Source organism: Alteromonas sp. V450 (genome assembly GCF_001885075.1).
Taxonomy (GTDB): Bacteria; Pseudomonadota; Gammaproteobacteria; order Enterobacterales; family Alteromonadaceae; genus Alteromonas.
In genome coordinates this window covers 2,287,466-2,299,734 of record NZ_MODU01000004.1, presented here as the reverse complement: position 1 = coordinate 2,299,734, position 12,269 = coordinate 2,287,466, and the positions used below count along the sequence as shown (strand labels likewise).

At 43.6% G+C, this 12,269-nt stretch carries 10 protein-coding genes; 4 read left to right on the top strand and 6 right to left on the bottom strand.

Going from position 1 to position 12,269, the window contains the following annotated elements; translation table 11 throughout:
* The first annotated feature begins 15 nt into the window (after positions 1 to 15).
* Complete coding sequence (locus tag BK026_RS10015) at positions 16 to 357, top strand: DUF2007 domain-containing protein (protein ID WP_071815736.1); 342 nt, start codon at positions 16 to 18, stop codon at positions 355 to 357.
* A gap of 2 nt (positions 358 to 359) precedes the next feature.
* On the opposite strand, the gene ruvX is transcribed toward BK026_RS10015, so the two are convergent.
* Both ruvX and BK026_RS10005 read right to left on the bottom strand, forming a co-directional pair.
* Complete coding sequence (gene ruvX / locus BK026_RS10010) at positions 360 to 791, bottom strand: Holliday junction resolvase RuvX (RefSeq protein WP_071815735.1); 432 nt, start codon at positions 789 to 791, stop codon at positions 360 to 362.
* The gene (locus tag BK026_RS10005) at positions 784 to 1,350 is read right to left on the bottom strand and encodes a YqgE/AlgH family protein (RefSeq protein WP_071815734.1); all 567 of its coding nucleotides are present in this window, start codon (positions 1,348 to 1,350) and stop codon (positions 784 to 786) included. Before BK026_RS10005 ends, ruvX begins: the two co-directional genes overlap by 8 nt.
* Before the next feature lie 341 nt (positions 1,351 to 1,691).
* Between BK026_RS10005 and BK026_RS10000 the strand changes: the two genes are divergently transcribed.
* Complete coding sequence (locus BK026_RS10000) at positions 1,692 to 2,708, top strand: GGDEF domain-containing protein (RefSeq protein ID WP_071815733.1); 1,017 nt, start codon at positions 1,692 to 1,694, stop codon at positions 2,706 to 2,708.
* Positions 2,709 to 2,741: 33 nt separating this feature from the next.
* Here the strand turns inward: BK026_RS10000 and gshB are convergent, their stop codons facing one another.
* Positions 2,742 to 3,695, bottom strand: a complete 954-nt coding sequence (gene gshB / locus BK026_RS09995; protein ID WP_071815732.1) for a glutathione synthase — start codon at positions 3,693 to 3,695, stop codon at positions 2,742 to 2,744.
* A gap of 127 nt (positions 3,696 to 3,822) precedes the next feature.
* On the bottom strand, positions 3,823 to 4,551 hold the full coding sequence (locus BK026_RS09990) for a 16S rRNA (uracil(1498)-N(3))-methyltransferase (protein WP_071815731.1): 729 nt from the start codon (positions 4,549 to 4,551) through the stop codon (positions 3,823 to 3,825).
* A gap of 712 nt (positions 4,552 to 5,263) precedes the next feature.
* On the opposite strand from BK026_RS09990, the gene BK026_RS09985 reads away from it, so the two are divergent.
* Positions 5,264 to 6,106, top strand: a complete 843-nt coding sequence (locus BK026_RS09985; protein WP_071815730.1) for a mechanosensitive ion channel family protein — start codon at positions 5,264 to 5,266, stop codon at positions 6,104 to 6,106.
* 59 nt (positions 6,107 to 6,165) lie between these two features.
* On the opposite strand, the gene BK026_RS09980 is transcribed toward BK026_RS09985, so the two are convergent.
* Positions 6,166 to 6,960, bottom strand: coding sequence for a M48 family metallopeptidase (locus tag BK026_RS09980; protein WP_071815729.1), 795 nt, complete (start codon positions 6,958 to 6,960; stop codon positions 6,166 to 6,168).
* A 361-nt stretch (positions 6,961 to 7,321) separates the two neighbouring features.
* Here BK026_RS09980 and BK026_RS09975 point away from each other — a divergent pair, with 361 nt between their 5' ends.
* The gene (locus BK026_RS09975; protein ID WP_071815728.1) at positions 7,322 to 9,106 is read left to right on the top strand and encodes a choice-of-anchor I family protein; all 1,785 of its coding nucleotides are present in this window, start codon (positions 7,322 to 7,324) and stop codon (positions 9,104 to 9,106) included.
* 107 nt (positions 9,107 to 9,213) lie between these two features.
* On the opposite strand, the gene BK026_RS09970 is transcribed toward BK026_RS09975, so the two are convergent.
* Complete coding sequence (locus BK026_RS09970) at positions 9,214 to 12,240, bottom strand: TonB-dependent receptor (protein WP_071817586.1); 3,027 nt, start codon at positions 12,238 to 12,240, stop codon at positions 9,214 to 9,216.
* Positions 12,241 to 12,269 lie beyond the last annotated feature (29 nt).

The window sequence follows — 12,269 nt, the reverse complement described above, 5'->3', positions numbered from 1 at the left end:
ACATCAGCGGGGTAAATGTTGAAGAAGCTTTTTACGTCTCAAGATGTGTTTGAAATACAGGCAGTGCGCAGTGAACTTGATGCACTGTCTATTCCTTATATGGTTAAAAATGAGTACGCCGCTGGCGCCATAGGCGAATTACCATGGCAGGATGCACAGCCGGAACTATGGTTGGTTGATGATTCATGGTATGCAAGAGCTTCGCTCGTCATAGAACGGCTTTTAACAAAAGATTCAACGGGAATTTCAAATCCAAGGCATGATTGGGTGTGCGATGACTGCGGTGAAGAAAATGGTGAGGCTTTTGACATCTGTTGGTTTTGTAGCGAAGGTAAAAGGCCCTCGGGAGAATCGTAAACTCAGTCGTACTGCGATTCATTCCAGCTTGCAAAAATGACACAGGCAGAAACGCTATCGATTTTGTCTTTTGTCAGCTTTTTATATCCACCAAGTTCAAACAGCATAGATTTAGCGTCGGCTGTACTAAGCCGCTCGTCGCACGTTTCTACATTTACGCGAAAACGGCCGTGTAATCTATTGGCAAACTTTTTGGCGCGTTGCGTCATGTCTTGCTCTGTACCGTCCATATTAAGCGGTAAACCCACCACCAAGAGTTGCGGCTGCCACTCGTCAATCAGTTTCTGAATAAGTATCCAATCTGGAATGCCATCGCGGGCTTTTAAGGCAGAAAGAGGCGATGCTGTGCCGGTCACTTCTTGGCCTATTGCTACGCCAATGCTTTTGGTTCCGAAGTCAAATGTGAGAACTGTACGATTTCCCTGCTCAGGCATGGCCTGCCCCTGGAGCAAGTTGCCAGACATCTACACCCAGTTTATTAACCGTTGCCTGCCACTTTTTGTGCATCGGAGTGTTAAATAAAATATCGGTATCAGCTTCTATGGTTAGCCAAGCATTTTCCTGCATTTCTGTTTCTAACTGCCCAGCTGTCCAACCGGCATAACCTAGTGCAATAAGTACATCGGTTGGGCCTTCGTCGTTAGCGATAGCTGTCAGAATATCTTTAGAGGTTGTGACCGTAATGCCGGGGGCCAAATTCAAACTTGATGCCCACTTTTTCTGGGATGAGTGCAGCACAAAACCCCTTTCTTGATTAACAGGGCCGCCTGCTAAAACAATTTGATCTGCTTTGTCATCAGAGACGGTGAGCTCCTTATCTGTTTGTTCAAGCAGTTGCTTAACATTCATTGTAGAAGGTTGGTTTACCACTATGCCCATGGCGCCATCGGCGTTGTGTTCGCAAATGTAGATGAGAGATCGTGAAAAATACGGGTCGTCTAAGCTAGGCATAGCGACTAAAAAGTGATTCTGTAAGCTTTTTAATTCCGTCATATTATCGTGTCTTTCATTTTGCGATAGTGTTTGAATTTTCTATCCGTTAACCGTTTTTCAAGCGACGTACCAGTATGTAGCAGGTGTGTCTGTATTAGATGAAGCGCATGTACACCCAATGCCAAGTAGGTAAGTTTACGCTATTTTCAAATAATTCGCTTGCCTGCAGCGTCACCAAAAGCAAAGTGGGGACGTTTTAGCGAAATACAATTATCTTAGATAGCTTAATTTTTTAAACGCACAAATGTTTACATTACACAATAAGTGACATTTATATTTTCTTCAGATAAAGAGAAATGTGGTAGCATTGCCAACCAAAAAATGACTGATTAATGTGAGTTATGTCAGCAAATAAACCCGAAATTGATTTAGGTAATCACCATTTGAAAAACAAGGTGTTGTTGACCTTGAGTATGATGATACTTTGTTCTTGTTTAGTGACTGGATTTCATAACATTTTTTCCGATGGTAGGTTTGCGCATTGGGTAGCAGCTTCACAAATTTCAATGGCGATATTCTTCGCGTATACAAGCCTACGCCTTCTTAAAAACAGAGCTAAGCCTTGGTTTAATTGGACCGTTGTTTATGCTTATATTGCTCTGATCGCTTTTGCTGTGGTCATTTTTGGCGTCCATCAAAGTGTGTCAATGTGGTTCTTTTCCGTCCCTGTTGTTAGCTATTTTATTTTCTCCCGACGCCATGGTTTTGTAATATCTCTTTGCGTTCTCGCACTCTTTATTTATTTGCAAATCAACTACAATCTGGGCGAACCAAATAAAGTGTGGAATAGCAGCCTTATCAATATTGTGCTGCCCTATAGTGTGATAATGGCACTAGCCAATGCCTATGAAAAAGTACGTATTCAAAATGAATGGGAGCTAAGCGAATTTGCGCTTACTGATGCGTTAACCAAATGCTATAACCGGTTAGCACTTAAATCTCTTTATCCCACGCTACAATCTGCACAGCGACATACTGCGCTAATGCTAATTGACATCGATCATTTTAAGCGCATAAACGATTGTTATGGCCACGAAGCGGGCGACCAGGTGTTGAAAGCCCTATCAAAGGTATTTATTGGCGTACTCGGTGAAAAACAGGTGTTTCGTATCGGTGGTGAGGAATTTTTACTGGTATTAGAAGGAGATAGTGAAGCCTGCAAATCGTTAGCCGAAGTCATTCGTAATAAGGTTCAGCACATGAATTTTCATTACAATGGAGAAGCCTTGAACATAACGCTTAGCGGTGGATATAAAGCGATTTCACCAGACGCCGAGTTAACCGATATTTTGAAGGTGGTGGATGAAGCCTTATACAAAGCGAAATCTCAAGGAAGAAATACGGTTGTGTATGTATAAGGCTGGCAGCGACCTCTCGCTTGTGTGTTTACACTAATTTTTTGTTAGACGTTTTTCAATGGCATCAAACAGTGCCCCCATAATATTAACATCATAAGCCGCCTCTATTTCTCGCACGCAAGTAGGGCTTGTTATGTTTATTTCTGTAATTTTGCTTCCTATGACATCTAACCCTACAAACAATATGTTGTTGTCTTTTAAGATTGGAGATATTGCGTCAGCTAACGCTCTATCCGACGCCGAAATGGGTTGCGGTCTACCCGTTCCTCCGGCGGCAAGGTTGCCCCTTGTTTCACCTTTCGTCGGAAGACGAGCTAAACAATAAGGCATCACTTCGCCATCGACAATCAACACACGCTTGTCTCCATCTTTTATTTCAGGCAGGTACTCTTGTACCATCATATAGCGCGCGCCTAATTTGGTCAGTGTTTCTATGATCACACCCAAATTATTGCCATCGGGTTTTACACGAAAAATAGACGCGCCTCCCATACCGTCGAGGGGCTTACAAATAATATCTTGGTGTTTAGCGTGGAACGCGCGAATTAATGTCTGATTGTTAGACACCAGTGTATGGGGAATATGCTCTGGAAAATAAGACGTGAACAGTTTTTCATTGAAGTCTCTCAAGGCCTGGGGGTTATTAACAACCAGCGCACCGGCGTCTTGTGCGAGAGAGAGCATTTGTGTAGCGTACAGAAACTCACTGTCAAAAGGCGGATCCTTTCGCATCAGTAAGACATCAACATCACCTAGGTGCACAGTTTCTTCATCTATTACTTTATAAAAGTCAGTTGCCCGATCTTCAACAGTCACCGTTTTGGCTATGCCCATGGGCTTGCCGTTTTCTAAAAACAAATCTTTTAGCTCAAAATAAACGACTTTGGCACCACGACGCTGTGCTTCTAACATCATCGCAAAACTTGTGTCTTTATGCGGTTTGATGCTCTCGATTGGGTCCATGATTACGCCAACGGTATAGTGCATGACATTCTGCCTTTTTTTAAAATAGTAATTTATAGACTAATTGCTCATATATGGGTCTTATGTGAGTATCTTCAAGCACGGCTCGAGCGCTTGATGAAAATCTGTCATTTACCCATCGAATTTCATTTTAGAGGTCGCCGTGAATTGCTTGAAGAATACTTAAACTTGCAATAGCTGCTGTCTCTGTCCGCAATATCCGAGGCCCCACGCTAACGGACTGATACCCATTCTCTACAGCGCTATGAATCTCTTGCTCTGAAAGTCCGCCTTCTGGGCCTATGAGTAAACGGTATCCATGCATATTGTACGGTTGTTTTACCATTTGTTGCTCAGCGCCGGGTGCCAGTACCAGTCTTGTACTTGTTGTTGATGACGCTAACCATTGATTCAAGGTAATGGGACTATGAAGCTCAGGCACAACATTTCTGCCGCTTTGCTCGCAAGCGCCAACGATTATTTTTCGCCACTGCAGTACTTTTTTCTCCCATCGTGATTCATCGAGCTTTACGGTGCATCTCTGTGTAATGATGGGGGTAATTTCAGTTACACCAAGTTCAACGCTTTTTTGTAAAACGGTATCCATGCGATCGCCTTTAGAAACGCCTTGCCCAAGGTGTAGACAAAGTGGCGACTCTTTACTAAGAGATAAACGTGCATCAGCTTCTACGATAACTTTTTTACGCTGAATACTGATAATTTGCGCGCTATATTCATTGCCATCTCCATTGAACAAGACAAGAGGCCGGTTAGGTTTTAGTCGCAGTACGGTCGCAACGTGGTGACTAGCGTCATCAGTTAATTCAAATTCTCGTTCTAAAGGAATAGGGTTTGGGTAGTAAACTCGTGGTATACGCATTTCGAATTGCCAGATTATAAACGTCAGCGTATATGATAAGGGGGACGCGCTATAGGTTGCAATGCTGCCGACTACTTCGAGTTACCCAAGGGTATAAATTTGAACAGCAGCATGCTTTTTATCGCTTTTTAGGCAACGTGAGGAGACGAGCTGTCTGAAGAGGGTTTAATTGGCTCTGATGGTATTGGCTGACTCATCACAGAATGATAATCTTCTCTTGCATATCTTGTATTTTTTCCTCTGTCGGCACTCAAAGAGTAAACCAACAAACACAAAACAAGAGAAAAGAGTATTATGAGAAGCAACATGTCTTAATCCTTTAATTTATATTGTTCACTAAATTATCAAATAAAGATGGCTGATTTCGCACCCGCGCACCTTTCATATACTTTAGTTTAAATTGACTAAAAAATCATCAGTTTATTTTGAGAAATCATCGGAAATCAATGTCAGTTATAGCTAACCCGCGAATACGTAAAGCAATTTAAGTAGCCTATAAATTGATGGTGACATTCTGATGACATGTTATTGTCTTGCTAATAACAGTCTGCACATTATTGCTACTTTTGGCTAAGGTGAAATGCTCTGTAAGCCTCGTTCTATATAGACTTTAGAGCTATTTTTTTGGTTTTCTCTGTTTTGTGGTTGGTGTAAAAGTAATTTACTGCTACCGTGATTACGCTTTTTTAATATTCATGACAAGGACTTTATTATGGAAGAGAAACTTTCGCTTTTTTCTGCAAGCGATGTCGAACGATATATAAATGACTACGCCATTCCGTGGGGAATAAATATAGCGATGGCTATAGCCATTTATGTCATTGGTAGGATCGTAGTAGGATTCCTTCTTTCTGTATTTAGACGCTTAATGTCTAAATCAAAATACGATGACATGCTGGTGGATTTCTTAGAATCTATTCTAAGCGCTATCCTTATGTTGTTCGTGATTGTAGCCTCGTTAGACCAACTAGGTGTGGATACAACGTCGCTGGTAGCTATTCTTGGTGCAGCCGGCCTTGCAATAGGTTTGTCGCTTCAAGATTCATTGAAAAACTTCGCAGCGGGCGTAATGCTGCTTGTATTTAAACCGTTTAAAGCGGGTGACTTCGTTGAAGCGGCTGGTACAGCAGGTTCAATAAAGAAGATTGGTATTTTTACTACCACGATGAATACACCTGATAACAAAGAAATTATTGTGCCAAATGGCAATATCTACAGTGGTAACATTACTAACTATTCTGCAAAGGACACCCGTCGTGTAGATATGGTTGTTGGAATTGGTTACGACGCAGATTTGCTTAAGGCTAAAAAGATACTCCAAGAAATGGTCGCTGCAGACGAGCGTATTCTCGCTGAGCCTGCGCCAACCATTGCGGTATCTGAATTAGCGGATAGTAGCGTGAACTTCGTTGTTCGTCCTTGGGTGAAATCGGGAGACTTCTGGGGTGTTAAGTTTGATTTTACTGAGAAAGTCAAACTTCGCTTCGACCAAGAAGGCATATCAATTCCGTTCCCTCAAATGGATGTTCATCTTCACAAAACAGATGCTGAGTAGAACAAACTCCTTCTAAGAAAAAACGCTGCATTCGCAGCGTTTTTTGTATATCGCGCCGTTTAGCTACATCGTGGCCTTGATGAAGAAGATTGGAAATCTGTGAAGGCGCTCGACATGTTGGCTTTCAGGTTCTCTATTCTTGTTTGCGGTGCAGGGTGAGTCGATAATAATTCCATAGGACGATTACCGCTACTTGCCGCTTCCATATTTTGCCAAAGATCAACAGACTGTCGCGGATCAAACCCTGATCTCGCCATTAATTGAAGCCCTATAAGATCAGCCTCTGACTCATGAGTACGGCTAAAAGGCAACTGAACACCAACCTGCACGCCTAATCCGATTGCCGCCATAATTGGACCTGATTGGGAAACTTCATTAGCAGCAAGAACTTGTCCTACGGCTTGTGTGCCAATGTTTATTAGCGTTGATTGTGACATGCGCTCGTTGCCGTGTTCAGCAATAACATGGCCCACCTCATGACCAATGACAGCAGCGAGTTGATCTTGGTTTTGTGCCACATTCAGCAAGCCCGTGTAGACGCCGATTTTACCCCCAGGAAGAGCGAACGCATTGACTTGTTCATCATCAAAAACGACAACCTCCCATACACCATCGAATACTGAGGCGGGTACTTGGGCAGTAATAGCTTTGGCAACACATTCAACGTAGGAATTTTGTACCGGTTTATTTGAAATTTTGAGCTCTTCCTTCATACCGGTAAAAGCCTGATCGCCCATTTGCGCAAGCTGACCTTCTGAATACAATAATACCTGATTTCTTCCCGTAGGCGACGTTGCACAACTTGAGAGGGCTAACGCTGTCACGATTGCGGTGACTGCAAGTTTCAATTTCATTTTTTCATCCTTTCAAACGTTCTATATCCGGTGAAGAAGTGTGAACTCGAGCAATATTCTAAACAGGTTGCCGTCATCGTTCCTACGTCGTCATTAATAACTGTTATTACGCTATGATGCATTTGCTGTAGAAGCGTGCCAATAATAAGTACTTATATAGAACAGTTCTTGTTCAAACTAGCGGTTGTCATGTATTTTGCCATATTAATACGAGTGTCATAAACTGGTTTTAGTTTGTACACGGAAGTAAAGCTTACAGCGCTTCCTCACCAAATTCACGCATGATCATTTGTTAGTTTTATTGTATCTACAAGTCAATATCTGTTTCGTAATGATCAGGGTATAAAAATAAGGAAAGTTAATGGCAATTCGACTTACGTTAAAATACGGAATACTCTCGCTTATTGTCTCGTCAGCGCTTATGGGGTGTGGTCTAGATGGGGATGACGGGGAACAAGGAGACACAGGAGCTCAAGGTCCCCAAGGAGAGCAAGGTAATCCTGGTACCGATGCGTCCATCGGTGTTTCAATGGACATTGTGGGTAGAGCATTTTTGGGGAATCAGTCAGCCGCGGAGATTGTTCAATATCACGCAGAAACGGCCACTATTTATGCAACGAATAGTGAGACGAACACAATAGCAAGTATTCCAGCATCATCGGTTACAACCGGCACGTTACCTGATCCAATTGGCACGGTTACGCTGACGCCAACGGCGATAACCCTGCCTGAAAATATTGAGAATGTTGAGCTTGGAAGCGTTACAAGTATTGCGATAAAAGATGATTTAATGGCCGTTGCCATGCCGGCTTCAACAAAAACAAATAACGGTTTCGTATTATTCTTTAACGGTTTAAATAGTAGTACTCCCACTTTCTTAAATGCAGTTGAAGTCGGCGCATTGCCAGATATGGTTACTTTTACGCCTGACGGCAGTAAGGTACTAGTAGCAAATGAGGGCGAGCCTTCTGATGATTACGCGGTTGACCCACAGGGTTCGGTAAGCGTTATTGCCATTCTAGAAACTGGCGAGCCCGATGACACCGCGACAACAGTTGGTTTTAGTGCATTTAATGATAGCAAAGCCGCTTTGGTTGCACAGGGGATGATGTTTCCAAATCCATCAGGACGAACAATTAATGGCAACGTAATTGTTACGACGGTAGCGCAGGACCTTGAACCTGAATACATTACGACGACCAATGATTTGGCTTATATCAGCCTGCAGGAAAACAACGGCCTGGCAATTTTAGACCTTGAAGATTTATCCATTGACGTTATTGGTCTTGGTACTAAGTCATGGGCTGGACTTAACATCGACATTCAAGAAAATGATGCGGTTAGCTTTGGTCAATATCAGGGGCTTTATGGCGTTTATCAGCCTGATACTGTTGCACATTTTACTTGGAAAGACGCAACTTTTATTGTTACCGCTAATGAAGGCGATGCGCGAGAGTATTTCTTTGACGTAGCTGACGAGGCAGCCTGCACCGCTGCAGGTGGTGTTGATTATGATGAAGATGATGGGTGCCTCGCTTATTCAGATGAGGTTAAAGTAGAAGATTTAACTGCTTTAGCAAATTCTGAATTGGCAATGCTACAAGCTACCGGTGAAGCCGATGATTTACGTGTCACGATAGCCATGGGAGATAATGATGGGGATGGAGAGTATGATGCTGCGTACGCATACGGTGCACGCTCGTTTACTATCTGGGATCAAAATGGCCTAGTGGTTTATGACTCTGGTGATGATTTTGAGCGTATTACTGCTTCGGTGCATGGCGCACAGTTTAATAACGGTGACGATGAAAATGCGGGGGATTCGCGCTCAGAGAATAAGGGGCCTGAGCCTGAAGCATTAACAGTGGGGCAGGTAGGCGAACGTACTTACGCTTTTATTGGTACCGAGCGTATGGGCGGTATTCTTGTTTACGATGTTACTAATCCATATGACGTAAAATTTGCAGAGTATGTCATTAACCGAGATCTTACAGAAGGATTAACAAGCGATAACGTTATTGGCGACCTTGCACCAGAAAGCCTGGTGTTTGTAAGTGCTGAAGACAGCCCAAGCGGTGTACCTCTCCTTGTAGTGGGTAACGAAGTAAGCGGTACCGTTACTGTGTGGCAAATAAAGCAACGATGATTTATCGTAATGAGATAAGAAAACCCGCTTTATAAGCGGGTTTTTTAATGAAGGAGCGGTAAATATCTCCTTTAACGTTTACTTATCGAGTGGTGTTACTTACTCAATTAATACTTCACAGTGACACCAGCAAACAGACGAGGGCCGTAATCATTGACTTCGCCAAGGTTTCCTTGAACGTAGTAATCTTGAGATTTAGGCGCGCTGAACAAGTTTATTGCTTCAACTTTAACACGTACATGATCATTGACTTTGTACGATGCGCGAGCTTCCCAAACGCCCACCTCATCTACGTAGCGCAAACGTGTACCATTGCTGGTATAAGGCTGAAAATATTCGCTTCGATACTTGTAGATAAGTGCGGTATCTAAATCACCAATTTGATAGTAAATTTGGCCGCTAAATACATGTTCAGAGAAACCAGGGACAGCACCAGGAGGTATAATGCCTTGCGTAAGTTGTGAAGTATTCCCTTCTAGATCAGTAATGAATGTATCACCATAATTACTGTCTTCGAACTCGTAATCGGTGTCTGCAAAGTTGTAACCAAACTTAACACCAACCCCATTATCCCAACGATAAGCAATAGATGTTTCAATCCCCTTCAGTGTGCTACTGTCATCCGTCGTTACAGAGTTTGTAATCGGCAAGTCATAGTTGTCGCCCTCAATTTCGAAGGTTTCTAAAACAGTTCGTTGTTGGAATCCTCCATTGAACTTTTTGTAATAGACTCCGAAAGCAAAAATTGAGTCCTCATTAGGATACCACTCAACTGCGAGGTCGAGGTTCCATGACATGAGTGGCTTGGTATCCGGGTTTCCGGATCCGTTCACGCCTACAATCAAATCTGAAATAGTCGTTGGAGCAACTTCATCATCTCGATCGAATTCACGGCTATACCCCAAATCTGATGGGTCTGCACGAGACATACCGCGATAAATGCCTGCTCTCAATAAGATGTCGTCACTGTAGTCCATCACAAAGTTGGCGCTAGGCAACACTTCCGTGTAGCTACCACCGCCTTCAATGCGGTCAAGTACTGAGTCATCTTCTACGAGTGTTAAGGTACCCAGTTCGCCTTCAATAATTTCAAAAGCGCTTCTAAAACCTATAGATGTCACCTCAGTATTGACCACTCGCACACCCACGTTTCCTCGAACAAACTTGCCCCACATTTCTGTGTCATAGTTGGCCATTAGATAACCTGCGTAAGTACGCTCCGTCACGTCAATGGTTCCGGCGTTCTCATACTCTAATTCGGGATACGCAAAATTATCACCATTTGACGCGGCCACGGCTTGTGCAAAACAATTGTTGTCATAGGTCGCCCACGAAGAGCCAGTGCCGCTCTCTACAACATTACCATCGCTGTCTACGTGCGTAATAATAGCGCCGTCGGATACGGTAGATAGAAACCCACTTTCTGGAAATGCAATTTGACAGCTTTCCATTAACGCGATTGCCTGTGCTATCTCTTCATCGTCAGAAGCGCCGTCAGTGGGTGAAAATGTCCACTGATTTCGAGAACCATTGCCTTGAGAGCCACCAAGTTGAACAAAAGTCATTTCAGAAGCGCGCAGACCACCCTCAATACTTACGAATACGTCGTGATCAAGAATGTAGCTAAAATCAACTTTGGCCGATTTTATTTCGTTTTCTCGAGCGTTTTCTCTATCAGCTCTCGTACGCAAACTGTCATAAAAATTTGTTATGTCGGTAACATCTAAGTTTTGGACGGTGAAATGAGGAATGTTATCCCCCATGTCCCAAGAAAAGAACTGTCTGTCTTCGGTTCGTGCGCGGTTTGAAATTTGAAGCTCTTCGCGTTCAGTTTTCGAGTAAGCTAAGTCAAAGCTTAGCGTTAATGCGTCAGTAGCGAAGTGTTCAACGTTTATGCCAAAGCCATGGTAGGTTTCGTCGCGCGAGAATTGTTCACCAGAACTCTCAATACGATCCTGACCTTCCCAGTGCAGAATACCGCCTACGTCATTCGTTACCAGGGTAGGGCCTGTCAAGCCGGGGATTGCGCGCTTTTGAAGGAAGATTAAGTCATGCCTAGCCTCTTGCTGTAAGCGGTTAGAATATTGAAAGTCGGTATTGATATCCCATGCTTCATTTGGCTGGAACTGCAGCGCTAAGAAAAAAGCATCACGTTCGTCAGACGTTTCATTTTGACGATAGCTGCGCGAACTTCCTGTCCAAGCATAAGGTGAACCTGCGCTAATCGCTTCGCCAGTTTCGGGGTCGATTTCTGTGTTGTAGCCTTGGTTTGAGCTACCGCTTACTTGATCTTCACAGTCGCCTGCGCTACTGCGGAAAAAGCCTTCGTTCGTGTTAGTAGGGTCGTTTAAACACGCCCACAAAGAAGAACCTGTTGGGCTTGAACTTCTATACTCCGCTTCCGGCTGAGTAATATCCTGACGTTGTGCCCCCACAGAAATACCTAATGCTGAGCCATTACTAAATTCAAATTGGTCCACATAGCTAATTGTGCCGCGAAAGCCAAGATCGCTGTGCAACGAGTTATCAACGTTACCTTCGTCAGGGTTGTAATTACCTTTTATTTCACCCTGAATACGCTGTTTTCCATAATCGAGAGGGGCAACCGTTTCTAGCGTAATAACACCCGCTACTCCACCTTCGATCATTGAAGCATCTTGCGTTTTATATATGGCAACTTTCTTAACAAGCTCACTGGGAAACTGAGAGAAGTTCACCGAACGGTCACCACTACCGTTAGTTGCCTCACGACCGTTTATGTGCGTCGCACTTAAGAATGGACCAAGGCCCCGAATCGTTATCTCAGTAGCACCGCCATTTTCACGGTGTGACGCTGCCCCGGTTATTGACTCTAACGCTTCACCAATTGAAAGCGCAGGAAGGTCTCCAATATCTTCTGCTGATAATCCATCCACGACCGTGGTCGATTCGCGTTTTATTGAAATTTGATCTTGAATAGTACGACGTGTCCCAACAACATCTATGATTTCTACGTCTTCTGCCGATGCTTGGTCTTGTGCTTCTTGCGCTTGAATTGAGAACGCAGCGGTACTGGCTGCACTAGCAAGAAAGGCCACGTTTACCCAACGCGCTACGGGGTTTAGGGTGAAGGTTGTGCTTTTTTTCAACGACATTACAAATTCTCCGTTGTGTTTTTCCATGC

What these genes read in the sequence shown, in the direction of transcription:
- BK026_RS10015 (WP_071815736.1), top strand. Translation starts at nt 16, where the DNA reads ATGTTGAAGAAGCTTTTTACGTCTCAAGATGTGTTTGAAATACAGGCA.
- ruvX (WP_071815735.1), bottom strand. Translation starts at nt 791, where the DNA reads ATGCCTGAGCAGGGAAATCGTACAGTTCTCACATTTGACTTCGGAACC.
- BK026_RS10005 (WP_071815734.1), bottom strand. Translation starts at nt 1,350, where the DNA reads ATGACGGAATTAAAAAGCTTACAGAATCACTTTTTAGTCGCTATGCCT.
- BK026_RS10000 (WP_071815733.1), top strand. Translation starts at nt 1,692, where the DNA reads ATGTCAGCAAATAAACCCGAAATTGATTTAGGTAATCACCATTTGAAA.
- gshB (WP_071815732.1), bottom strand. Translation starts at nt 3,695, where the DNA reads ATGCACTATACCGTTGGCGTAATCATGGACCCAATCGAGAGCATCAAA.
- BK026_RS09990 (WP_071815731.1), bottom strand. Translation starts at nt 4,551, where the DNA reads ATGCGTATACCACGAGTTTACTACCCAAACCCTATTCCTTTAGAACGA.
- BK026_RS09985 (WP_071815730.1), top strand. Translation starts at nt 5,264, where the DNA reads ATGGAAGAGAAACTTTCGCTTTTTTCTGCAAGCGATGTCGAACGATAT.
- BK026_RS09980 (WP_071815729.1), bottom strand. Translation starts at nt 6,960, where the DNA reads ATGAAATTGAAACTTGCAGTCACCGCAATCGTGACAGCGTTAGCCCTC.
- BK026_RS09975 (WP_071815728.1), top strand. Translation starts at nt 7,322, where the DNA reads ATGGCAATTCGACTTACGTTAAAATACGGAATACTCTCGCTTATTGTC.
- BK026_RS09970 (WP_071817586.1), bottom strand. Translation starts at nt 12,240, where the DNA reads ATGTCGTTGAAAAAAAGCACAACCTTCACCCTAAACCCCGTAGCGCGT.